We start from the raw sequence: 21,838 nt of genomic DNA, 5'->3' as shown, positions 1-21,838 counted from the left end.
TTCTCCACACCCGGTTCCCGCTTTTGGTTAGCGGTGTTCACTGAACCCTTCGGCTGTTCTCCTTCAGAAGTTGAGGGCGTGCGTGGCCGTCGCCCCGCCGTCCGCGACGAATTCGGCACCCGTGCAGTACGCGCTCTCGTCGCTGGCCAGGAACAACACCAGCTTGGCGATGTCCTCGGGCTGGCCGACCCGCTTCAGGGCGACCTTCTTCCCGACGTACGACATGTCGACTTTCTGGCCGCCCGCCGCGGTCTCGACCATCTTCGTGTCGATCGCGCCGGGGTGCACCGAGTTGACGCGGATGTGCTTCTTGCCGAGCTCCATCGCCGCGACCTTGGTCATCCCGCGGATCGCGAACTTGCTCGCGGTGTAGGCGACGAGGTAGGGCATCCCGGCCAGACCCTCCACAGAGGACACGTTGACGATGGAGCCACCGCCGGCGGCGGTCATCGGTTCAACGACCGAGCGCATCCCGAGAAACGCCCCGATCTGGTTCACCCGGATGACGCGTTCGTAGTCGGCCAGCGTCGTCTTGCCGAGTTCGGAAAAGTGGAGGATCCCCGCGTTGTTGACCAGCACGTTCGGGGCGCCGAACTCGGTGGTGGCGCGCTCGACCGCGGCGGCCCAGCCGTCCTCGTCGCCGACGTCGAGGTGCTGGTAGACGGCCTGCTCGCCGAGTTCGGCGGCCAGCTGCTTGCCCTCGTCGTCGAGGATGTCGGCGATCACCACCTTGGCGCCCTCGGCGACGAACGCGCGGGCGGCGGCCTCGCCCTGCCCGCGGGCGGCACCGGTGATGAGGGCGATCTTCCCGTCCAGCCTCATGACTCTCCCAGGATCTCGGTGGCCGCGAACATCCGGCCGGGGTCGCGGTCGGCGAAAAAGGCGCTGAGCGAGGTTTCGAGCTCGTCGAGCTTCCAGCGGTGCTCGATCCGCGGCGGCTCGACCAGGGCGACCGTGCCGCCGTGGACGACGAACACCTGGCCGTTGACGTGCTCGGCCGCCGGGGAGGCGAGGTAGGCGACGAAGGGGGCGACGTGCTCGACCGAGAGCGGATCGGCACCTTCGGCAGGGGCGGCGCCGAACACGCCCTCGGTCATCGCCGTCCGCGCGCGCGGGCAGATCGCGTTGGCGCGGACGCCGTACTTGGCCAGGCCGCGAGCGGCCGACATGGTGAGCGCGGTGATGCCCGCCTTCGCCGCGGCGTAGTTGGGCTGGCCGGGCGAGCCGATGAGGAACGCCTCGGACGCGGTGTTGACCAGCCGCCCGTACACCGGCTTGCCGTCCGCTTTGGACCGGTCGCGCCAGTGCTTCGCGGCGTTGCGGGACAACAGAAAGTGGCCGCGCAGGTGGACGCGCAGCACGGTGTCCCAATCGTCGTCGGACATCGAGAAGAGCATCTTGTCGCGCAGCACGCCCGCGTTGTTCACCACGATGTCGAGCCCGCCGAGGTCGAGCGCAGCCTCGGTGAGCGCGTCGGCCGTCGCGCGTTCGCCGACGTCGCCGGCCACCGCGACGGCCTTGCCGCCGGCCGCTTCGATCTCGGCGACGACGTCCTTCGGCTCGCCGATGTCGTTGACGACCACCGTCGCGCCGCCGGCGGCGAGCGCGAGGGCTTCGGCCCGCCCCAGCCCCGCGGCCGCGCCGGTGACGATCGCTGTCCTGCCGGTCAGGCTCACCGCGGAACCTCCTCGTCGAGTCCTGGGTCTGGCCTACAGTAGAATCTGTTCTTGTTTAGGGCAAGCCTCCAGGTGAACACCGCTAACCGGTGGTGAACAGCGCGTTCTTCGGACAGCCTTTGATCGCATCGGAAACGCGTTCCACCTGGTCGTCCGGCACCGGGCCGGACCGGATGACCAGTTCTTCGTCGTCGTCCAGGTCGAAGATGTCCGGCGCGAACCCCACGCACACCGCGTTCGCTTCGCAGAGCGAACGGTCGACCCCGATCTCCATGCTTCCTCCGCCGTGTCAGTCCTGGTACAACTAGAACGGGTTCTAGTGTAACGCCGGATCGAGGTGACGGGTGCGGATCGACTACACGCCGGAGCAGCAGGCCCTGGCGGCCGAACTCCGGGAGTACTTCGCCGAGCTGATGACGCCCGAACGGCGGGCCGGCCTCCGCTCGGGCGGCGGTGAGTACGGCGATGGCGTGGCGTACAAGGAGATCGTGCGGCAGCTGGGCAAGGACGGCTGGCTCGCGCTGGGCTGGCCGCCCGAGTACGGCGGGCAGGGCCGGTCGATGCTCGACCAGCTGATCTTCACCGACGAAGCGGCCGTCGCCGGGGTGCCGGTGCCGTTCCTCACGGTGAACACCGTGGGCCCGACGATCATGCGCTACGGCACCGAAGACCAGAAGGCGTTCTACCTGCCGAAGATCGCCGCCGGCGAGCTGCACTTCTCGATCGGCTACTCCGAGCCGGAGGCCGGCACCGACCTCGCCTCGCTGCGGACGCGGGCCGAGCGCGACGGCGACGAGTACGTCGTCACCGGCCAGAAGATGTGGACGAGCCTGATCGAGTACGCCGACTACGTCTGGCTCGCGGTCCGGACCGATCCTTCGGCGAAGAAGCACCGCGGGCTGTCGATGCTCATCGTGCCGACGTCTTCTCCCGGGTTCTCGTGGACCAAGGTGCACACGGTCGCGGGTGCCGGCACCAGCGCGACCTACTACGACGGCGTCCGCGTGCCGGTGTCGGCGCGCGTCGCCGAGGAGAACGCGGGCTGGCCGCTGATCACCAACCAGCTCAACCACGAGCGCGTCGCGCTGACGTCGTCGGCGCCGATCCGCAAGGCGTTGACCGACGTCCTGGCGTGGGCGAAGGAAACCGGCGCCATCGAGCAGGAGTGGGTGCGGCTGCACCTGGCGCGGGTGCACGCGGGCGCGGAGTACCTGAAGCTGCGGAACTGGCGGATCGCCTGGGCGGCCGCGGCCAGCGAGCTCGGGCCGGCCGAGGCGTCGGCGACGAAGGTGTTCGGCACGGAGTTCGCGATCGAGGCCTACCGGCTGCTGATGGAGGTGCTCGGCGCGGCCGCCGTCGTCCGCGAAGGCTCGCCGGGCGCGCAGCTGGCCGGGCGGATCGAGCGGCTGCACCGGTCGGCGCTGATCCTCACCTTCGGCGGCGGCACCAACGAGATCCAGCGGGACATGATCGCCGCCACCGCCCTCGGCCTGCCCGTCACGCGCTAGGAGCGACCATGGACTTCACCCCTTCCGAAGCGTCGGCCGACCTCGCCGCGCTGACCCGGCGGCTGCTCGCGGACAAGGCCACCCACGACCCCCACGGCACCGGCGGCTTCGACACGGTCTCGTGGACAGCGCTCGGCCAGGCGGGTGTGCTGGACGCGGCGCTGCCGTCGTCGCTGGGCGGCGGCGGGTTCGGGCTGCTGGAGCAGTGCGCGGTGCTGACCGAGATCGGCCGCGCGGTGGCGGCGGTCCCCTACTTGCCGTCGATCACGATGGCGGCGTCGGCGCTGGCCGGGTTCGGCACGCCGGAGCTGGTGGACCGCTGGGTGCTGCCGGTGCTGCGGGGCGAGCGGGTCCTCGCGGTGGCGCTGTCCGGTTTCACGGCTTCGGGCGGCCGGGTGTCCGGCACGCAGACGGCCGTGCCGTTCGGGGCCTTCGCGCACGGGTTCCTGGTCGCCGCCGCGGACGAGGTCTTCCTGGTCGACGCGGCGGCTGAGGGCGTCTCGGTGCGGCCGCAGCAGACGGTCGACCACGCGGACGCCTGCCTTCTGGAACTGTCCGACGCGCCGGGAGTGTCGCTGGGCGACATCGGCGAGTGGCTGCGCCTGCGCGGGACGGCCGGGGTGTGCGCCCAGCAGCTCGGCGTGGTCGAGCGGGCGCTGGAGCTGACGGCGGCGTACGCGGCCGAGCGGAAGCAGTTCGACCACGTGATCGGCGGGTTCCAAGCCGTCCGCCAGCGGCTCGCGGACGCGTACCTGGACGTGGAGGCGGTCCGCCTGACGACGCTGCAGGCGGCGTGGCAGCTTTCGTCGGACGCCCCGGCCGCCTCCGAAGCGGTGGCGACGGCGAAGTTCTGGGCCGCGGAGGCGGGCCACCGCGTGGCCCACACGGCGGTCCACGTCCACGGCGGCGTGGGCATCGACGTCGACCACGTGGTGCACCGCTACTTCGCGGCGGCGAAACGCCTGGAGTTCCAGCTGGGCGCGGCCACCCACCAGCTCCGCACCCTCGGCGACCTCCTCGCCCGCCCAACCCCCTCGTGAGTGGTAAGGCGGGTTCTAACCCAATGCCACTTAGCTTGTGTTGATCATGCGGCGGTGGTGAGGGTGATGGTGGCGGGTCCGTTGTGGTGGGTGCCGGTGTCGGTGGGTTTCTTAATCCGGTATGCGGTGTGGCGGGCTCGTTTGACCACGCGTGGGTAGGTTCTGTGCCGGCGTTGCGGGTTGAGGTGACGGCGGGTGGTGATGGCGGTGGTGAGTGTTCTGGTCTGCTGGTTAGGGGGAAAAGGCCGCCGGGCCGGAGGTGGTCTGGCGGCGAACGAGGCGGACGGTGCGCAGGAATTTGACCCGGTCGGGGTCGATGTCGGCTTCGGTGGCGGCTCGGCAGATCAGTGTGCTGATGGCGTAGTGGGTGAGCAGGTAGCCGTAGATTTCCTGGCGGATCATGTCCGGGCTTTTCGATCGCAGGACCCGGCCGGGGCCGCGGAGGTGGGTTTTGAGCTGGTCGTTGCCGGTCTCGTGCTCCCAGCGCTGGTGGTAGGCCTGGGCGAGTATCTCGGCCGGGGCGTCGGCGGGATCGCCGATGGTGGTGATCACGCGGATCACCTCGTCCGGGTCGGGTCCGCGGTCGGGCACGGTGTACTCGATCACGCGCACCACGGTCGCCTCGGCGGGGTCGAGGTCACCGCCGTCGCGGGCGGTCTGCAGGATCTCGGCGCGGCGGGTGGTGCTGCGCACGGTCTTGTTGATCAGTACCGACAGGTAGGATCCGTCGTCCAGATCCATCAGCTTCGGGGTCTTCACCGTGGCGGGCAGCCGCCAGAGCAGGGCCGCGCCGGTGGCGGCCGCCTTGCTCCAGTCCTGGTAGCTGTAGAAACCGGAATCGGCGATCAGCAGCCAGTCCTCGGCCAGTGCGGGCCAGAGCCGGCGGGCCAGGGTCTGTTCGCCCTGGCGCTTCCCGCCGGTCCCGCGCCCGCCGATCCGGGTGGCCACGACTGCGTGGGAGGCGCACTCGGCGATGGTCAGTACCCGAACCTTTGCAAACGCGGATGCTTTCTCGCCGGTGCCGCCGGAATACCCGAACTCGGCGACGTTGGCGTCGGTGTCGGGGGCGTCCCACTCGAATCCGTCGATGCTCATCAGCCGCCATGGCCCCAGAAACGCGCCCTGGGTCAGCTCATCGGCTACCGGGACCGCGACCGTGTCGAACACCTCCGCCAGCGGCTCGGCGCCCAGCCGCTGGCGGGCCTGGGTGATCCCGCCTGTGGTGGGAATGTCCCAGCCCGGATCCCAGCATCCCCACGAGGCCAGCGTGCCGGCGAGGCGGGTCATGACCTCTTCGTAATCGTCGTCGGCGAACAACGACAGCGCCATCGCGTAGTACACCATCACGTGCGGGGGCAGTTTCCCGCCGGAGCGCTTCGCGCCCCGGCGGGTCACCGCGATCGCAGTGTCCACCGCGTCTCGTGGCACCGCCGTGGCCAGCACCCCCACCGACATCGAGTCCGCCCACCCGCCACCAATCCCGCTCACGGCAGCGACACTAACCAGCCAACCGACACCGCCAGAAGCACCACACCGACCAGCACAACATCAACTTAAGCTAAGCGGCATTGGGTTCTAAGAGCCTGTTTTTGATGCCGTCTGTGGGTATGGGTCGGGCCTCTGCTAATGATCTTGACACCACATCATGATCACGACCAGCAGAGGCCCGGTCTTCTTTGTACCCTGCCGCCGGTAAGGCCACGTCAGCGGGCTGTCGTCCGCGTCGCTACCCCTCCGACACCAGCGATGCCGAGTGGGCGCTGCTGGAGTCGCTGCTGCCCACGCCCGCGTGCGAGACCGCGGCAGGTGGCCGTCCGGAGAAACATCCCCGCCGCGCGATCGTCGACGCCTTGCGTTATGTCACCGACAACGGCATCAAATGGCGGGCGTTGCCGCCGGACTTCCCGCCGTGGCAGACGGTGCATGGGTTCTTCACCCGCTGGTCCAAGGCCGGGGTGTTCGAGCGGATCCGGGACCGGCTGCGGGAGAGGATCCGGGTGAAAGCGGGACGCAATCCCGCCCCGAGCGCGGCGGTGATCGACTCCCAGTCGGTCAAGGCCGCCGAGACCGTCGCCCGCGCCGGCCGGGGTTATGACGGCGGGAAGAAGATCGACGGCCGCAAACGCCACATCGCCACCGACACCCAAGGATTGCTGCTGGTCGTGCTGGTCACCGCGGCCAACCTGCAAGACCGCACTGCCGCCCGGTTGCTGCTGCCCGCGCTGCACGCCGCCCACCGCGGCGTGCGATGGGTGTGGGCCGACGGCGGCTACACCAGCGCCGACCTCGTCGACTGGGCCAGGAAAACCCTGCGGATGACACTCGACATCGTCAAGAAAATCGTCGGTCAGAAAACCTTCGTCATCCTGCCCCGGCGCTGGGTGGTCGAACGCACCTTTTCCTGGATCACCCAAGCCCGCCGCAACGTCCGCGACTACGAACGCCTGCCCGAGCACTCCGCAGCCTTCATCAACCTCTCCATGATCACTATCATGACCAGGCGCCTGACCCGCCAGAAACAGCGGGCCAGGACCACCTAACCAAGATCCAAGACAGGCTCTAACCCGCCTTACCACTCACGACCGGCCGCGCGCCCCGCCTAGCTGGCCGCGTAGGTCCAGAACTCCTTCATGAGCGGGGTGGGCTCGGGGCTGGTCAGCTCGACCTGGGTCAACAGCACCGAGACCGTGCCCGTCGCCGGGACCAGGTGCAGGGCCGTGCCCGCGCCGCCGACCCAGCCGTAGCGGCCCGGGATCTCCCACGGTTCCTTCGCGTCGACGTCCACCGAGCCGCCGTAGCCCCAGCCCTGGCCGTGCAGGAACGGCCGGGCCGCGGCTCGCTGGGCCGGGGTCAGGTGGTCGGTCGTCATGCGGTGCACCGACTCCGGCGTCAGCAGGCGGTGGCCGCCCGCCGTGCCCTCATCGCGCAGGAACCTCGCGAACGCCAGGAGGTCGTCGGCCGTCGAGACCAGCCCCGCGGCCCCGGACGGGAACGACGGCGGCGCGCTCCACCGGCCCTCCGGCGAGTCGATCAGCCGCAGCCCGTCCTCGCCGCGGCGGTAGGCGCTGGTGAACCGGCCGAGCGCCGCGGTCGGCACGGCGAACCCGGTGTCGGCCATGCCGAGCGGCTCGAACAGCCGCTCCGCCAGGAACTCCGGCAGCGGACGGCCGGCCACCCGCGCGATCAGCACGCCCTGGAGGTCCGAGCCCGTGTCGTAGAGCCACGCCTGCCCCGGCTGGGACAGCATCGGGACCTGCGCCAGCGCGGCCAGCCACTCGTCCGGCGACAGCGCCCGCGGGGACGCCGCCGGGTGGCCCAGCACCTGCAGCAGCAGGTCGACCGCGGGCAGCGTCATGTCCCCGGCGAGGCCGTACCCGCACCGGAAGGTGAGCAGGTCGGCCACCGTGATCGGGCGGGCGGCCGGCACGACGTCGTCGATCGGGCCGTCCGGCGTGCGGACGACCACGGGAGACGCCAGCTCCGGCAGCCACCGCGCGATCGGGTCGTCCAGGGCGAGCTCACCGTCGTCGACGAGCAGGAGCACGGCCGCGGCGGTGATCGGCTTGGTCAGGGACGCGACGCGGAACAGCGAGTCCCGCGCCATCGGCACGGTGCCCTCGGCGTCGGCCGAGCCGGCGGCCGCGGCTTCGACCTGCTCGCCGCGGGCCACGAGGGCCACCGCGCCCGGCAGGTCGCCGAGGTGCCGGGACAGGAGCTTGGACAGCGCAGCCATGGTCAGTCCTGCGGGTTGATCGCGCGCAGCCGGCGCGGGCCGGTGTCCGGCCGGGACGGCGGGGCGCCCAGCACCAGGCGGGCGTTGGCGACGAAGGCGCCGTCCGGCGAGGCCAGGATCGGGTCCAGCACCAGCGACCGCACCTCCGGGTTGTCCTCGGCCAGCGCGGCCACGCGCAGCACCATGTCCTGCAGCGCGGCGAGGTCGGCCGGTTCGTCGCCGCGGTAGCCGGTGAGCAGCGGCGCTGTCCGGGGTTCGCGCAGCAGCGTCGCGGCGTCGACGTCGGTGAGCGGGACGGCCCGGTACGCGCGGTCGCCGAGCAGCGTGCTGACCAGCCCGGACAGCCCGAACGAGACGAGCGTGCCGAACGACGGGTCGTCCTGCAGGCCGATCACGCACGACAGGCCCTTGGGCGCCATCCGCTGGACGTACACCTCGTCGTCCCCGGAGACCTCGCGCAACGTCTCGTACGCCCGGCGCACCGAGTCTTCGTACGCCAGGTCGAGCCGGACGCCGGCCAGGTCGGGGCGGCCGCGCAGCCGCTCGTCGACCGCCTTGAGCGTCACCGGGTAGCCCAGCTCGCCCGCCGCCGCGACCGCCTCGTCCACAGTGGACACGATGCGGAACGGCACCACGTCGATGCCGTAGCAGTCCAGCAGCCGCACGACTTCGGCGTCCGAAAGCAAGGTCGTCTTGCCGCTGTCGGCCTCGAGGAGCTTGCGCACGATGCCCTGCGCCTGCTCGGTGTGGATCCCCGCGGGCCGCACCAGCGTGCCCTGCGGGCGTTGCCGCCACGCCGCGTACCGCACGACCCGGGCGAGGGCGTTCACCGCGCGTTCGGGGCTCGGGTACGACGGGATGGATCCCCGCGTCGGCACGCCGTCGCCGGACAGGACCGCGAGTTCGTCGGGGACGCCCTCGGCGGCGAGGAACGTCGAGACGATCGGCTTCCGCTCCCCCAGTTCGACGACGGTCTCCCGCAGCGCTCGCGCGTACGCGGTGCCGGGGATGGCGATCGGCGGCGCGAACACGACGACGAGCGCGTCGGTCTCCGGCGAGGTGAGGGCCTCGCGGACCGCCTTGGCGAACTCCTCCGGCCCGGCCTGCGGACCGACGTCCACCGGGTCCGACGCCAGCCGCAGGCCCTGCATCCGCGCGGTGTCGGCGGCCAGGAGCCCGATCGCGCTGGAGTTGCCGACGATGGCGACCCGCGGACCGGCGGGCAGCGGCTGGTGGGCGAACACGAGCGCGGTGTCGAACAGCTGCGCCAGCGACTCCACGCGCACGACGCCGGCCTGCTCGAACAGCGTCTGGACGCTGGCCTCGTCGATTTCCGTCGACGTCGCCGCCAGCTGCGGCCGGACCGCGTGCCGCCCGGACTTGACCGCGACGATCGGCTTCGTCCGGGCGAGGCGGCGGGCCAGCCGCGCGAACTTGCGCGGGTTGCCGAACGACTCGAGGTACAGCAGCACCAGGTCGGTGTCCGGGTCGGTCTCCCAGTACTGGAGCAGGTCGTTGCCCGAGACGTCGGCGCGGTTGCCGGCCGAGACGAACGTCGACAGGCCGAGGCCGCGCGCTTCGGCGTCGGCGAGGATCGCGGTGCCCAGCGCCCCGGACTGGCAGAAGAAGCCGGTGCGCCCGCGGCCGGGCAGGCGCGGCGCGAGGGTGGCGTTGAGCCGGACGCCGGGCGCGGTATTCAGCACGCCGAGCGCGTTCGGGCCCACCACGCGCATGCCGTGCGCCCGTGCCTCCCCGACCAGCCGCAGCTCGGCGTGCAGGCCGTGCGGGCCGGCTTCGGCGAACCCGCTGGACAGGATCAGCAGCGTCTTCACGCCCTTCGCCAGGCAAGCGTCCAAAACGGACTCGACGGCCTCGGCGGGCACCGCGACGACGGCCAGGTCGACCGGGTCCGGGATGTCCAGCACCGACGGGTACGCGCGGACACCGCGGACCGACCGGTGCTCGGCGTTGACCGGGTAGACGGTGCCGGTGAACGCGGCGACCAGGAGGTTCGCGAAGGCGACGTGGCCGACCTTGCCCGGTTCGGTGGACGCGCCGATCACCGCGACCGACTTCGGGTGCAGGAGGTTGTGCACGCTGCGGGCCTCGGCCGCCTGCTCACGGGACCGCGCGACGGCGAGGGACTCCTCGGTCGGGTCGATGTCGAACTCCAGGTGCAGCACGCCTTCCTCGAACTCGCGGCTGACCTGGTAGCCGGCGTCGCGGAACACGCGCACCATGGCGGCGTTCTCGGCGAGCACCTCGGCGACGAACCGGCGCAGCCCGCACTCCGACGCGGCCGCGGCGAGGTGTTCCAGGAGGATCGAGCCGAGCCCGCGGCCCTGGTGGACGTCGCTGACGACGAAGGCGACCTCCGCCGACGGCCCGTGGTCGAGCCGCTCGTACCGCCCGACGGCCACGATGTCGTCGCCCAGGAACGCGGCGAACGCGACCCGGTCGTGGTGGTCGACGGTCGAGAAGCGCTTCAGGTCCTTTTCGGGGATCCGCGGGTACGCGCCGAAGTAGCGGAAGTACCGGGTGCGCTCGGAGAGCTTGGCGTGGAAGGCGACGAGGCCGTCGGCGTCGGTGGGCACGACCGGGCGCAGGTGGACGGTGCCGCCGTCGGACAGCACGACGTCGGCCTCCCAGTCGCGGGGGTAGTCGAAGGGATCCCGTCCGGCCATGGTCAGTCCCTGGGGTCGTCCGGATCGAGGCCGTGCAGCGGGAAGACGGCGCGGCGGGTGTCCCGGACGGCGATGTCGACCGGGTCGTCCTCGCCGTCGCCCCACGGCTTGAATTCCGTGTCGCGGTCGTCGGACATGGTCTGCGGCAGCTCGGCGTGCGGGGCGGCCTTGGTGACGGTTTCCCGCCAACCGGGCGGCAGCGGCGTCGCCGGGTCGACGTCCCGGTCGAGGACGGTGGCGATCAGGTGCGTCCAGGACCGCGGAACGACCCGGATCAGCTGGTACCCGCCCCCGCCGACGGCGATCCACTTCCCGCCGGCGTAGGTCTCGGCGAGGTCCCGGAGGGTGGCGTAGATGGTGCGGTGGCCGTCGACGGACAGCGAGAGGTCGGCGAGCGGGTCTTCCTCGTGGGAGTCGACCCCGCACTGGGTGAACAGCAGCTGCGGTTCGAAGTCGGCGAGCAGCGAGGGGACGACGGCGTGGAAGGCCCGCAGCCAGCCGGGGTCTTTGGTGCGCGGCGGCAGCGGGACGTTCACGGAGGTGCCGTCGGCCTTCCCCCGGCCGGTCTCGGCGGAGTAGCCGGTGCCGGGCCAGAGGGTGAAGGGGTGCTGGTGCATCGAGATGGTGAGGACGCGGGGGTCGTCGTAGAAGGCGGCCTGGACGCCGTCGCCGTGGTGGACGTCGGTGTCGATGTAGGCGATGCGGTCGAAGCCGTGGTCGAGCAGCCAGGAGATGGCGACGGCGCAGTCGTTGTAGACGCAGAAGCCGGCGGCCTGGTCCCGCATGGCGTGGTGCAGGCCCCCGGCGATGTTGACGGCCCGGCTGGCCTCGCCTTCGGCGACCTTCCGCGCGGCGAGCAGCGTGGACCCGACGACGAGGGCGGAGGCATCGTGCATGTCGGAGAAGACGGGGTTGTCGGAGGTCCCGAGCCCGTGCCCGACATCCCACCCGACCAGCGGAGCCTCCCGCACGGCGGCGAGGTATTCGGGGGCGTGGATCCGGAGGAGCTCCTCGTCCCCGGCACTGGTGGGGACGAGCAGTTCGACGTTCTCGAGGACGCCGAGCTCAGTGGCCAGCCGGACGGTGAGCTCCAGCCGGACGGGATTGAACGGGTGATCCCCGCCAAGGTCATAACCCAGCAGGGCCCGATCCCAAACAACGGCCGGCGACATGCGATCGACTCTAGTGCCGATCGCCGGGAAGCGTGGAGTGGAAGATGCGGTGGGCGGGTCCTCGGCGCGAGTGGCGCGGGTGGGTGGAACGGGCGGGGATGGTCGGCTGGCCCGGCACGAGCGGCTCGACTGGCCCGGCACGAGCGGCTCGGCCGCCCCGGCACGGCGGCTCGGCTGGCCCGGCACGGCGGCTCGGCTGGCCCGGCACGGGCGGCTCGGCTGGCCCGGCACGGGCGGCTCGGCTCGGCCGAGCGCGCGCGGGCGGGCTCAGTCCGCGAGCGGCCCGGCGGGCCAGCGCGGGCAGCTCGGCGCCGGTCGACCGGGCACGGTCCGCTCGGCTGCCCCAGCGCACGCAGCTCGGCTCGGCCGAGCGCGCGGGCAAGCTCGGTCCACGAGCGGCCCGGAAGGCCAGCGCGGGCAGCTCGGCGCGGTCGACCGAGCACGGGCGGCCCGGCTGACCCAGCACATGCGGCCTGGCTCGGCCGACCGGGCGCGCGGCCAGCCCGGCGCACGCGCCCGACCGAGCCGACGCGGCTCGGGCGGCGGGCACGGCCGGGGTGCGTTGCCCGGCTCGACTGAGCGCCCTCCCCTAAGCCGGGCGGGTTCGGTCAGCCCGGGAGGGTGCCTGTGGCCGCGGGGCGGTTCGGGTCTCGGGACCAGTGGGACCACGAGCCCGCGTACAGGCCCGCGCCCGGGTGGCCCGCCAGCTCCAGGGCCAGCACCACCGAACTCGCCGTCACGCCCGAGCCGCAGTAGGCGCCGACCGGCTCGCCCGGGCGCAGGCCCAGGTTCGCGAACCTCGCCGCCAGGTCCTCCGGGGCGCGCCAGCGGCCGTCGGCGCCGATGTGGGCTGCGAACGGGGCGTTCACCGCTCCCGGGATGTGGCCCGCCCGGGGGTCCACCGGCTCCGTCTCGCCCGCGTAACGCGGCGTCGCGCGCGCGTCGAGGAGGAGGCCGTCGCGGGCCAGGGCGGCTGCTTCGTCCGCGTCCAGGACCGGCATGCCTCCCGGGTGGACCGTGATGTCGCCCGGCTCCGGCCGCACCTCGTCCGTGCTCACCGGGTGCCCCTCGGCCGTCCACGCTGCGTAACCGCCGTCGAGGATCGCCACCTCGGTGTGGCCCGCCCAGCGCAGGAGCCACCAGGCCCGGGCCGCCACCGAGCCGTCCGCGTCGTCGTACGCCACCACCGGGACCCCCTCCCGTACGCCCGCCGCGCGCAGGTCGCGCTGCAGGTCGGCCGGGTCGGGCAGGGGGTGGCGGCCGCCCTCGCCGGGCTCGCCCGCGAGCACGCTGTCGAGGTCGGTGAACACCGCTCCGGGCACGTGGCCCTCGCGGTAGGACTCGGCGCCGGGCGGACCGGCGAGCCGCCAGCGGACGTCGAGGACCACGGGACGGTTCCCGGCCGGGCCGGCCAGCGCGGTGGCGAGGTCGGTGGTGCTGATCAGCGGACGCATGCCTCCCATCTTCCAGCGGCCGCCCACCCGGCCGCGCCGGGGTGCGGACATTTCCCCCACCGGCGAGTTGTTACCCGTGAGGGCCGCCGCTGCTGCCGGGGTCAACGACTACGATGAGCAACGCGGACGAAGGGGACAGCGTGAACGATCTCATCGACACCACCGAGATGTACTTGCGTACCATTTACGAACTCGAAGAAGAAGGTGTCGTTCCGCTGCGCGCCCGCATCGCCGAGCGCCTGCAGCAGAGCGGCCCGACCGTGAGCCAGACCGTCGCCCGGATGGAGCGGGACGGGCTGGTCGTGGTCGCCGACGACCGGCACCTCCAGCTGACCGACCACGGCCGGGAACTCGCCATCGCCGTGATGCGCAAGCACCGCCTCGCCGAACGCCTCCTCGTCGACGTGATCGGGCTCGAGTGGGAGCACGTGCACAACGAGGCGTGCCGGTGGGAGCACGTGATGAGCGAGGCCGTCGAGCGCAAGCTGGTCAAGCTGCTCGACCACCCGACCACCTCCCCGTACGGCAACCCGATCCCCGGCCTGGACAAGCTGGGCGACGGCGACCCGGCACCGCCCGCGGAGGCCGACCTGGTCCGGCTCGACGAGTTCGCCCGCACCGGCGGCGGCCGCGTCGAGATCCGGCGCATCGCCGAGCACGTCCAGCTCGACGAGTCGCTGATGACCGAGCTCAAGTCCGTCGGCATCGTGCCCGGCGGCACGGTCACCGTCGGCAAGGCCAACGGCGGCACCATCGAGGTCACCGGCGGCGACACCACCGCCCAGGTCGCCAGCTCCGCGCTGCACGCCGTCCTGGCGCAGGCCCGATGAGCCCCGCCACCGATGCCGCCGCGGCGTTCCGCACGATCCACGGCACGGCGCCGGCCGGCGTCTGGTCCGCGCCCGGCCGCGTCAACCTGATCGGCGAGCACACCGATTACAACGACGGCTTCGTGCTGCCGTTCGCCCTGCCCCACCGGCTGGCCGCGGCGGCTTCGCCCCGCGAGGACGGCATCCTGTCCGTGGCCACGCTGGGCGACGACGGCCAGCTCCAGCGCAGCGGCGAGCTCAAGATCGCCGACCTGGCACCGGGCAGCGTCGACGGGTGGGCCGCGTACCCGGCGGGCGTCGCCTGGGTGCTGCGCGACCAGGGCTTCGCGAACGGAGCCGACCTGGTCATCGCCGGGGACGTGCCGTCGGGGGCGGGCCTGTCCTCCTCCCACGCGCTCGAGTGCGCGGTGTCGCTGGCGCTGCTCGGGCTGGCCGGCCTGGAGCTGGACGGCAGCCGCACCGACGTGCCGACGCGGCCCCAGGTCGCCCGGTGGGTGCAGCGGTCGGAGAACGACTTCGTCGGCGCCCCCACCGGCCTGCTCGACCAGACGGCGTCCCTCTGCTGCACCGAGTCCCACGTGCTGTTCCTCGACGTGCGGTCGGGTGAGCAGGAGCAGGTGCCGTTCGGCCTGGCCGAGGCCGGGCTGCAGGTGCTGATCATGGACACCCGCACCAAGCACTCGCACGCCGAGGGCGGGTACGGCGAGCGCCGCCGCGGCACCGAGCGGGCCGCCGAGCTGCTCGGGGTGAAGGCGCTGCGCGACGTCACCGTCGACGGTCTCGACGACGTCCTCGACCGGCTGCCGGAGGACCTCGTGCCGCTCGTGCGGCACGTCGTCACCGAGAACCAGCGGGTGCTCGAGACGGTCGAGCTGCTGCGCGCCGGGCGGCTGGCCGAGATCGGCCCGTACCTGGACGCCTCGCACGTCAGCATGCGCGACGACTACCGGATCTCCACGGCCGAGCTGGACCTCGCGGTCGACTCCGCGCGGGCGGCCGGCGCCCTCGGCTCGCGGATGACCGGCGGCGGCTTCGGCGGCTCGGCGATCGCGCTGGTCCGCGACGCCGACCTGGACCGGGTCAAGGAAGCCGTCGAGGCGGCGTACGAGAAGGCCGGTTACCGGCGGCCGCGGATGTTCACGGCCGTGCCCTCGCGCGGCGCCGGCCGCGACGAGCTCTGACACCGCGCGGGTCCGCCCGGGGCAACCCCCGCGCGGACCCGCGCGTCGTCGAGGGGGAAGACTGTGCCCCACAGTCACCCTCGGCAGGAAGGCCTGGAAGTGTCGGAGCAGAGCAACGCCCTGAAGCTGGTCGTGACGGGCGGGGCCGGGTACGTCGGAAGTGTCTGCGCCGCCCGGCTGGTCGAAGCCGGGCACCAGGTCACGGTCGTCGACGACCTGTCCACCGGGCACGCCGACGCCGTCCACCCGGACGCGCGGTTCATCGAAGGCGACGCCGCCGAAGTGGCGGGCAGCCTGCTGCGCGAGGGCTTCGACGGCGTGCTGCACTTCGCGGCCAAGTCGCTGGTCGGCGAGTCGATGACGGAGCCGGCGAAGTACTGGGAAGGCAACGTCGTCACGTCGCTGCGGCTGCTGGAGGCCATGCAGGAGCACGGCACGCCCCGGCTGGTGTTTTCCTCGACCGCGGCGACCTACGGCGAACCGGAGCAGTCGCCGATCCCGGAGACGGCGCCGACCCGGCCGACCAACACCTACGGCGCCACGAAGCTCGCCATCGACGCCGCGATCACCAGCTTCGCCGGCGCGCACGGCCTGGCGGCGGTGAGCCTGCGCTACTTCAACGTCGCGGGCGCGTACGGCAGCTTCGGCGAGCGCCACACCACGGAAACCCATCTCATCCCTCTCGTTCTCCAGGTCGCCACGGGCGACCGCGAGCGCATCCAGATCTTCGGCGACGACTACCCGACGCCGGACCACACGGCGGTGCGCGACTACATCCACGTCGTGGACCTCGCGGACGCGCACCTGCTGGCGCTGAAGCACGCCACCGCGGGCGAGCACCGCATCTACAACCTGGGCAATGGCACGGGGTTCTCCGTTCTCGAGGTGATCGAGGCCTGCCGCGAGGTGACCGGCCACCCGGTGCCGGCGGCGGTGGCCCCGCGCCGGGCGGGCGACCCGTCGGTGCTCGTGGCGGCCAGCGACCGGGCGCGCGAGGAGCTGGGGTGGAAGCCGGAGCGGACCGATCTCGCCGGGATTGTGCGGGACGCCTGGGAGTTCACCCAGTCCCGACGGGGCTGACCTCGCAACGGCCGGTGGGCTGGGGCTTCCGCGCCCGGCCTCACCGGCTGTCGGAGGGTCACCCTTGCTCGGTGAAGGTGGCCACAGAGGACATCCAGTGCTGACGCAGGCCGGCTCTCATGCGGCATCGTCCACGTCGAAGTCCACCGGCTCCAGGCCGAAGCCGACCAGCGGACCCGCTGCCGCGGCCGCCAAGCCGCGGATCACCTGCGGGGGTGTTCCGCGGTTCAGCACCCTCTTCAGCAGCGAAGCCAGCACGTGGTCCGGTGCCGCTTCGAGGGCGTTGTCCAGGGCCATGCCCGCGAATGTCCCGTCGCCGCGCAGGTATGCCGTGAAGCCCAAAAGGGCCGCCGGTTCTGCCCGGTGCGGGGGTGGGAGCTCGCGGACCAAGGTCAGCCACAGGTGCTCGGCCTCCCGGGCCGAGGCCGCCGCCGGAGGGACCGCCATCGCCAGGCACAGGTCGCGGATTTCGGGGAGCTTCAGCGCGCTGGCGAGCAGAACCGCTTCCTCGTCCGTCGGTGGCCCTTCGTCTCGGCGCTGTCGGTCGAAGGCCGCGCGGACCACCGCGGCCGCGTCGTTGATGCGGGTGGCCGCCGGCCAGGGTGGGGATGTCAAGGCGGACAAGCGATCCGCGCGGCGGGCGAGTGCCTCCGGTGACCGCGGGGCCAGGAGCGCCTCGAGCTCCTCGCGGCTGTCGAACGCCACTGTGCCGCACTCGGTCGCGGCCGCCGCCACGACCGTCGTGCGCGGATCCGGCAGGACGCCCGCGCAGTCTTCGACGCGGTAACACGCCCAGGGGGCGCCCGTCTCGATGGTGGGCGTCCACAGCGCGTGCAGCACCGGGAGGCCGGACTCCTCCAGCTCCCGCGCCAGTTCGCCGACGAAACCCGCGTGGGGCGGCGGCTTTCCGGGTCTTCGCCGTCCGCCGACGATCACCACGGTGACGCCGATGTGGCGGCCCGCGGCGAACCGCGGGGCCAGCGCCCGCGCCTGGTGCGCCCGGTGTTCGCGGCGGGGCAGGTCACCGCGCAGCACCAGGCCGGGGCGGTCGCCCGGGTCCTGGTGGCCGAGCAGGACAACGGATTTCTCGGGCCGGAAGCCGATCAGGTACGGGAGTGCGGCCAGCAGCTGCGCGGGGTCCCGGAGGTCGGCCGGGGCGGTGGTGGTCATGCCTCCACTGTGGGGCAGGACGCGGCCGGATGGGGCGGTGGCGGGAAATCTGTGGATGGCTGGGGCCGATGTGGACGGATACCGCCCGGCGGCGGCCGGGCGGGACGGTTTTGTCGGTGGGGCGGGCTATGCTGCCCGGCCCCACCGGCCGACTACTCGTCATCTTGCGTGATCCGGGTGGCGATGCCCCGGCTGCCACCGGCTCAGCCGCAGTGCTCGAACCCGCTCTCGTAGCTGTTGGCACCGACCGAACCGCCCCACTTCACGCAGGTCGAGTCGGCGGTCTTCTTCACCGGCCCGGCGTAGTAGGTGAAGCTGCCGGAATCGGTCGTCCGGGTCCCGCCCTCGACCTCGAGGAACGCCGCGACCGGGCTGGCCGTGCCGAGCGACGTCGCCTTCAGCGTGGTCACGCAGTTCGCCTTGGTGGAAGCGTTGTACAGCAGGTAGGCCGTGCCCGAGGAGTTGGCCAGCGCCTGCTGGTCCACGACGGAGAAGCCGTCGCCGCACACCTCTTCGGCCGAGTACGGGTTGCCGCCGCAGCCGTTCTTGCTCGTGAAGCTGGTGTGGCCGTAGTACGGCACGGCGACGCCGTTCAGCTTGGCCTTCTGCACCACGCCGTCCAGGCGCTCTTCGAAGTGCAGGTGCGGGCCGGTGACGCCGCCGGTCGCGCCCGCCTTGCCGAGCTGCTTGCCGCCCGCCACTGACTGCCCGACGGAGACCTCCTGGGCCGACAGGTGCGCGTACCGGGTGCGCCAGCCGCCGCCGTGGTCGACCTCGATCCACTTGCCGTAGCTCGTGCTGCCTTCGTCGGCCACCCGGGTCACCGTGCCCGACGCCGCCGCGAGCACCGGCATGCCGGTGATGCCGTCCTTCTGGAAGTCGACCGAGTACGCCGGGCTGTGCCCGCTGAACGTGGCGGCGGTGACCGTGACGCCGCACTTGAACGGCACCTGGAAGTTGGGCGCGGCCGAGGCGGTCGCCTGGCCGGCGAGGGTGAGGCCGAGCGCGGGAAGCGCCGCGGCGGCGGCGAGCAGGGCGAGCCGTCGCAACCTGGACATGGGGGAACCTCCTGACAAACGGGACAACTTGACTCCACGAAGGGAAGTCCCCGTCGGTACATTTTCCGTACAAGCACCCGCGGAGGACTGCCGAAATGACGACCCGACCAGCCGTGTTCCCCCGGGCTCAGGGCTGGTTGCGCTGGGTCCTCGTCGCGGTCCCGATGGTCGCCGCCATGCCCCGCGCCGACACGCGCGCCTGGTTCCTGATCGGGTTCACCCTCGCACTGTCGATCCCGTTGCTGTGGATCCACGAAACCCGCGTCCGCCTGCTGACGACGGCGGTGCCCCTCGCGGTGATCGCCGGCACGGGCGCGCTCTGGGTGCTCCTGCCGAGCAGCTGGGCGTCGGTGGCGATGTTCAGCACCACCTTCTTCGTGGTGCTGCGGCAATCCACCGCGCCGATCGTGCTGGCGATCGGGCTCGACCTCGCGGCGATCACCATCGGCGCGGCCCGCTACGACGCGTGGCGAGGGGCTCTGTCGACGTACGCTGTCCTCGCCGTGGTCGTGCTGATGGGGCTGAACCGGCGCACCCGCCTCGCCCGCATCGAACAGACCGAGCTGGCGCTGGCCCGCGCACAGACCGCCAACGAGGAGCACGCCCGCGCCGCCGCGCTCGCCGAACGCGCCCGCATCGCCCGCGAGCTGCACGACGTCCTGGCGCATTCACTGGCCGGCCTGGCGCTGAACCTGCAGGGCGCACGGCTGATGCTGGTGCGCGACGGCTCGAGCCCGGACGCCGTCGCCCAGATCCAACGGGCCCAGCAGCTGGCGGCGGAAGGCCTCGCCGAAGCCCGGAAGGCCGTGGCGGCGCTGCGCGAGGACGCCGTCGGCGTCGAACGCGCGATCGCCGACCTCCTCGCCGCGTACCGGCTCGACAGCGGCGCCCGCGCCGATCTCGCGGTCGAAGGCGAGCCGCGCGAACTGGACCCGGCGGTCGGCACCGCGCTGGTCCGCGCGGTGCAGGAGGCGCTGGCCAACTCCCGCAAGCACGCGGCGCACGCCGAGGTGGACGTCACGCTCGGCTACGCCGACGGGTCGGTGGAGCTGACCGTGGCCGACCGGCAGGGCAGGCGCCCGCCGGCCGCCACCGCGGCAGGCTACGGTTTGCGCGGGATGGGCGAACGGGTCGCGCTGCTCGACGGGCGCCTGGAGAGCGGGCCGGGGGAGGACGGATGGCGGATTCACCTGACGGTGCCGGCGTGACGCTGCGCGTCGTGCTGGCCGACGACCAGGCGGTGGTCCGCGAAGGCCTGGTCACGCTGCTCGGGCTGCTGCCCGGTGTCGAGGTGGTCGGCGCCGCCGCCGACGGGCTGACCGCGCTCGAACTCGTCGCCGAGCACCACCCCGACGTCGTGCTGGTGGACCTGCGGATGCCGCGCTGCGACGGCGTGGAGACCACCGAACGCATCCGCGCCGGCCACCCGGGCACCGAGGTCGTCGTGCTCACCACCTACGCCGACGACGAGTCGCTGCTGGCCGCGCTGCGCGCCGGTGCCCGCGGGTTCCTCACCAAGGACGCCGACGCGGAATCCATCGCGCGGGCACTGCGCTCGGCCGCCGCCGGCCAGTCCACAGTGGACGGCGAGCTGCAGCGGCGGCTCGTCGAAGCCGCCGCCCGCAGCACCCCGCCGCGCGTCAAGGAGGTCGAAGGCCTGACCGCGCGCGAGATCGAGGTGCTGCGGCTGATCGCGGCCGGCCTCTCGAACACCGAAATCGCCCGCACACTGGTGGTCAGCGAAGCGACCGTGAAGACCCACGTCAACCACCTGTTCGCCAAGGCCGGGCTGCGCGACCGCGCGCAGGCGGTCGCGTTCGCCTACCGCGCGGGCATCGCCGGCTGACCCGTCACGGCGCCGGCGGGATGTTCGCGTTGTGGTGGAACACGTTCCGCGGGTCGTAGGCCGCCTTGACCCGGGCCAGCCGCGCGTACTTCTCCGGACCGTAGGACGTCCGGACGCGGTCGGCTTCGTACTCGGCCATGAAGTTGACGTATCCCGCGGAGTTGGACGAGAAGGGCACCAGCGCCTCCCAGAACTCGCGCACCCAGGCCCGGTCGGCGGCGTACGGTCCCGCCTCGGCGGCGATCGCGGCGATGTTCACGGCCAGGCACTTCCGCCGCGCCCCGCCGAAGGCCGTGTCGTCGTCGGCCTTCCCGGCGAACGCCCCGTGCAGCGAGAAGATCGGCATGATCGACATCGGCGAGCTCTTGCGGGGCAGGAAGTCCGCGATCACCTCGATGACCTCGTCGGTCAGCGCGTCGGCGAAGGCCGCCTTCTCGTAGCCGAGGATGCCCCACGGCGCGGCGCCGTCGATCATCTGCTGCAGCTCGACGTACGGGATCGGCGAAACGAATTCGAACAGCGGCGCCGGCCCCGATCGCGCCGCCCGGATCGCCTCGGCGTGCTGCTCCTCCCCCGAGAACCCGGCGATCAGCAGCGCGTAGCCGGGCCGGAAGTGGTGGGCCTCGGGCACGAACGGCGCCGGCGGCGCGTTGAGCCCGGCGACGAGCACCCCCATCTCCGCCGGCAGGGTGTCGAGCACGGCCCGGGCCTGCCGCAGCGCGGCCACGCCGTCTTCGAGACCCCAGAAGAACAGTCCCAGGTGGACGATCGGGCCGACCGGGTGCAGCCGGAACTCGAACTCGGTGACGACGCCGAAGTTGCCGCCTCCGCCGCGCAGCGCCCAGAACAGGTCGGCGTGGTCCTCGGCCGACGCGCGCAGGACGTCGCCGTCGGCGGTGACAACCTCGGCCGAGAGCAGGTTGTCGCAGGACAGGCCGTGCTTGCCGGTGAGCCAGCCGAACCCGCCGCCGAGGGTGAGGCCGCCGACGCCGGTGTGGCTGACCGTGCCGCCCGGCACGGCGAGCGCGTGCGCCTGCGTCGCGGCGTCGAGCTGCGCCCAGGTCGTCCCGCCGCCGCAGCGCGCGGTCCGGCCCTCCGGGTCGACGGTGATCGCCTGGAGGGAGCTCAGGTCGACGCAAAGGCCGCCGTCGACGACCGCGGCGCCGCCGAAGTTGTGGCCCCCGCCGCGCACCGACACGTCGAGGCCGGCTTCACGCGCATACGCGAGCGCGGTGGCCACGTCCGCGGGCCCGGCGGGCCGCACCACCACCGCGGGGCGGCGGTCGATCTCTCCGTTCCAGACCGAGCGGGCGACGTCGTAGCCGGGGTCGCCGTCGGTCAGCGCGGCTCCGGACAGCTGGGTGCGCAGGCTCTCCAAGGTGGGTTCGGCGGTCGAGGTCATGGCG

Annotated in this window: 20 protein-coding genes; 8 read left to right on the top strand and 12 right to left on the bottom strand. The window is 72.5% G+C overall.

Translation table 11 applies throughout. The features are described 5' to 3' along the window. Positions 1-63: 63 nt before the first annotated feature. The 3 genes from ACFPLC_RS27650 to ACFPLC_RS27640 all read right to left on the bottom strand — a co-directional run bounded on the left by ACFPLC_RS27650 (position 64) and on the right by ACFPLC_RS27640 (position 1,950). Positions 64-822: a glucose 1-dehydrogenase gene (locus ACFPLC_RS27650; RefSeq protein ID WP_191314965.1), complete on the bottom strand. Its 759-nt coding sequence runs from the start codon at positions 820-822 to the stop codon at positions 64-66. Then, the gene (locus tag ACFPLC_RS27645) at positions 819-1,676 is read right to left on the bottom strand and encodes a 3-oxoacyl-ACP reductase (RefSeq protein WP_191314966.1); all 858 of its coding nucleotides are present in this window, start codon (positions 1,674-1,676) and stop codon (positions 819-821) included. The genes ACFPLC_RS27650 and ACFPLC_RS27645 overlap by 4 nt, the downstream gene beginning before the upstream one ends. A gap of 82 nt (positions 1,677-1,758) precedes the next feature. Continuing rightward, on the bottom strand, positions 1,759-1,950 hold the full coding sequence (locus ACFPLC_RS27640; protein ID WP_378192777.1) for a ferredoxin: 192 nt from the start codon (positions 1,948-1,950) through the stop codon (positions 1,759-1,761). Positions 1,951-2,020: 70 nt separating this feature from the next. Between ACFPLC_RS27640 and ACFPLC_RS27635 the strand changes: the two genes are divergently transcribed. Then, the gene (locus tag ACFPLC_RS27635; RefSeq protein ID WP_378192775.1) at positions 2,021-3,184 is read left to right on the top strand and encodes an acyl-CoA dehydrogenase family protein; all 1,164 of its coding nucleotides are present in this window, start codon (positions 2,021-2,023) and stop codon (positions 3,182-3,184) included. 8 nt (positions 3,185-3,192) lie between these two features. Beyond that, positions 3,193-4,224 (top strand): acyl-CoA dehydrogenase family protein, encoded by a 1,032-nt coding sequence (locus ACFPLC_RS27630; RefSeq protein WP_378192773.1) that lies wholly within the window; start codon positions 3,193-3,195, stop codon positions 4,222-4,224. 231 nt (positions 4,225-4,455) lie between these two features. Here the strand turns inward: ACFPLC_RS27630 and ACFPLC_RS27625 are convergent, their stop codons facing one another. Beyond that, complete coding sequence (locus ACFPLC_RS27625; RefSeq protein WP_378235794.1) at positions 4,456-5,712, bottom strand: IS4 family transposase; 1,257 nt, start codon at positions 5,710-5,712, stop codon at positions 4,456-4,458. A gap of 188 nt (positions 5,713-5,900) precedes the next feature. Here ACFPLC_RS27625 and ACFPLC_RS27620 point away from each other — a divergent pair, with 188 nt between their 5' ends. Next, positions 5,901-6,764 (top strand): IS5 family transposase, encoded by an 864-nt coding sequence (locus tag ACFPLC_RS27620; protein ID WP_378235762.1) that lies wholly within the window; start codon positions 5,901-5,903, stop codon positions 6,762-6,764. Positions 6,765-6,823: 59 nt separating this feature from the next. On the opposite strand, the gene ACFPLC_RS27615 is transcribed toward ACFPLC_RS27620, so the two are convergent. The 5 genes from ACFPLC_RS27615 to ACFPLC_RS27595 are packed head-to-tail and all read right to left on the bottom strand — an operon-like array spanning position 6,824 to position 13,267. Continuing rightward, positions 6,824-7,957, bottom strand: coding sequence for a serine hydrolase domain-containing protein (locus ACFPLC_RS27615; protein ID WP_378202766.1), 1,134 nt, complete (start codon positions 7,955-7,957; stop codon positions 6,824-6,826). A 2-nt stretch (positions 7,958-7,959) separates the two neighbouring features. Beyond that, complete coding sequence (locus ACFPLC_RS27610; protein ID WP_378202769.1) at positions 7,960-10,641, bottom strand: bifunctional acetate--CoA ligase family protein/GNAT family N-acetyltransferase; 2,682 nt, start codon at positions 10,639-10,641, stop codon at positions 7,960-7,962. A 2-nt stretch (positions 10,642-10,643) separates the two neighbouring features. After that, on the bottom strand, positions 10,644-11,813 hold the full coding sequence (locus tag ACFPLC_RS27605; RefSeq protein ID WP_378202772.1) for an acetoin utilization protein AcuC: 1,170 nt from the start codon (positions 11,811-11,813) through the stop codon (positions 10,644-10,646). Between the two features lie 10 nt (positions 11,814-11,823). After that, on the bottom strand, positions 11,824-12,363 hold the full coding sequence (locus ACFPLC_RS27600) for a hypothetical protein (RefSeq protein ID WP_378235955.1): 540 nt from the start codon (positions 12,361-12,363) through the stop codon (positions 11,824-11,826). Between the two features lie 58 nt (positions 12,364-12,421). Then, positions 12,422-13,267: a sulfurtransferase gene (locus tag ACFPLC_RS27595; RefSeq protein ID WP_378202775.1), complete on the bottom strand. Its 846-nt coding sequence runs from the start codon at positions 13,265-13,267 to the stop codon at positions 12,422-12,424. Between the two features lie 113 nt (positions 13,268-13,380). On the opposite strand from ACFPLC_RS27595, the gene ACFPLC_RS27590 reads away from it, so the two are divergent. The 3 genes from ACFPLC_RS27590 (at position 13,381) to galE (ending at position 16,358) form a co-directional block, all read left to right on the top strand. Continuing rightward, a complete protein-coding gene (locus ACFPLC_RS27590) occupies positions 13,381-14,097 on the top strand; it encodes a metal-dependent transcriptional regulator (protein ID WP_020644897.1) in 717 nt (238 codons plus the stop codon). Next, the gene (gene galK / locus ACFPLC_RS27585; protein ID WP_378202778.1) at positions 14,094-15,278 is read left to right on the top strand and encodes a galactokinase; all 1,185 of its coding nucleotides are present in this window, start codon (positions 14,094-14,096) and stop codon (positions 15,276-15,278) included. Before ACFPLC_RS27590 ends, galK begins: the two co-directional genes overlap by 4 nt. Positions 15,279-15,377: 99 nt before the next feature. Then, a complete protein-coding gene (gene galE, locus ACFPLC_RS27580) occupies positions 15,378-16,358 on the top strand; it encodes a UDP-glucose 4-epimerase GalE (protein ID WP_378202781.1) in 981 nt (326 codons plus the stop codon). 117 nt (positions 16,359-16,475) lie between these two features. On the opposite strand, the gene ACFPLC_RS27575 is transcribed toward galE, so the two are convergent. Both ACFPLC_RS27575 and ACFPLC_RS27570 read right to left on the bottom strand, forming a co-directional pair. Continuing rightward, positions 16,476-17,528: a DUF4192 domain-containing protein gene (locus tag ACFPLC_RS27575; protein WP_378202784.1), complete on the bottom strand. Its 1,053-nt coding sequence runs from the start codon at positions 17,526-17,528 to the stop codon at positions 16,476-16,478. Positions 17,529-17,731: 203 nt separating this feature from the next. Continuing rightward, on the bottom strand, positions 17,732-18,586 hold the full coding sequence (locus ACFPLC_RS27570) for a M23 family metallopeptidase (RefSeq protein ID WP_378202787.1): 855 nt from the start codon (positions 18,584-18,586) through the stop codon (positions 17,732-17,734). Positions 18,587-18,681: 95 nt separating this feature from the next. Between ACFPLC_RS27570 and ACFPLC_RS27565 the strand changes: the two genes are divergently transcribed. After that, a complete protein-coding gene (locus ACFPLC_RS27565; RefSeq protein WP_378202790.1) occupies positions 18,682-19,794 on the top strand; it encodes a sensor histidine kinase in 1,113 nt (370 codons plus the stop codon). Beyond that, positions 19,791-20,432 (top strand): response regulator, encoded by a 642-nt coding sequence (locus tag ACFPLC_RS27560; RefSeq protein WP_378202977.1) that lies wholly within the window; start codon positions 19,791-19,793, stop codon positions 20,430-20,432. Before ACFPLC_RS27565 ends, ACFPLC_RS27560 begins: the two co-directional genes overlap by 4 nt. A gap of 4 nt (positions 20,433-20,436) precedes the next feature. On the opposite strand, the gene ACFPLC_RS27555 is transcribed toward ACFPLC_RS27560, so the two are convergent. Continuing rightward, entirely contained in the window at positions 20,437-21,834 is a 1,398-nt protein-coding gene (locus tag ACFPLC_RS27555; RefSeq protein WP_378202793.1) for an FAD-binding oxidoreductase, read from the bottom strand. Between the last annotated feature and the right edge of the window lie 4 nt (positions 21,835-21,838).

The sequence above is a fragment of the Amycolatopsis plumensis genome (assembly GCF_042652605.1).
GTDB lineage: Bacteria > Actinomycetota > Actinomycetes > Mycobacteriales > Pseudonocardiaceae > Amycolatopsis > Amycolatopsis plumensis.
This window is presented reverse-complemented; position numbering and strand designations above follow the sequence as displayed.

What these genes read in the sequence shown, in the direction of transcription:
- ACFPLC_RS27650 (WP_191314965.1), bottom strand. Translation starts at nt 822, where the DNA reads ATGAGGCTGGACGGGAAGATCGCCCTCATCACCGGTGCCGCCCGCGGG.
- ACFPLC_RS27640 (WP_378192777.1), bottom strand. Translation starts at nt 1,950, where the DNA reads ATGGAGATCGGGGTCGACCGTTCGCTCTGCGAAGCGAACGCGGTGTGC.
- ACFPLC_RS27630 (WP_378192773.1), top strand. Translation starts at nt 3,193, where the DNA reads ATGGACTTCACCCCTTCCGAAGCGTCGGCCGACCTCGCCGCGCTGACC.
- ACFPLC_RS27615 (WP_378202766.1), bottom strand. Translation starts at nt 7,957, where the DNA reads ATGGCTGCGCTGTCCAAGCTCCTGTCCCGGCACCTCGGCGACCTGCCG.
- ACFPLC_RS27610 (WP_378202769.1), bottom strand. Translation starts at nt 10,641, where the DNA reads ATGGCCGGACGGGATCCCTTCGACTACCCCCGCGACTGGGAGGCCGAC.
- ACFPLC_RS27605 (WP_378202772.1), bottom strand. Translation starts at nt 11,813, where the DNA reads ATGTCGCCGGCCGTTGTTTGGGATCGGGCCCTGCTGGGTTATGACCTT.
- ACFPLC_RS27595 (WP_378202775.1), bottom strand. Translation starts at nt 13,267, where the DNA reads ATGCGTCCGCTGATCAGCACCACCGACCTCGCCACCGCGCTGGCCGGC.
- ACFPLC_RS27590 (WP_020644897.1), top strand. Translation starts at nt 13,381, where the DNA reads ATGAGCAACGCGGACGAAGGGGACAGCGTGAACGATCTCATCGACACC.
- galK (WP_378202778.1), top strand. Translation starts at nt 14,094, where the DNA reads ATGAGCCCCGCCACCGATGCCGCCGCGGCGTTCCGCACGATCCACGGC.
- ACFPLC_RS27575 (WP_378202784.1), bottom strand. Translation starts at nt 17,528, where the DNA reads ATGACCACCACCGCCCCGGCCGACCTCCGGGACCCCGCGCAGCTGCTG.
- ACFPLC_RS27570 (WP_378202787.1), bottom strand. Translation starts at nt 18,586, where the DNA reads ATGTCCAGGTTGCGACGGCTCGCCCTGCTCGCCGCCGCCGCGGCGCTT.
- ACFPLC_RS27565 (WP_378202790.1), top strand. Translation starts at nt 18,682, where the DNA reads ATGACGACCCGACCAGCCGTGTTCCCCCGGGCTCAGGGCTGGTTGCGC.
- ACFPLC_RS27555 (WP_378202793.1), bottom strand. Translation starts at nt 21,834, where the DNA reads ATGACCTCGACCGCCGAACCCACCTTGGAGAGCCTGCGCACCCAGCTG.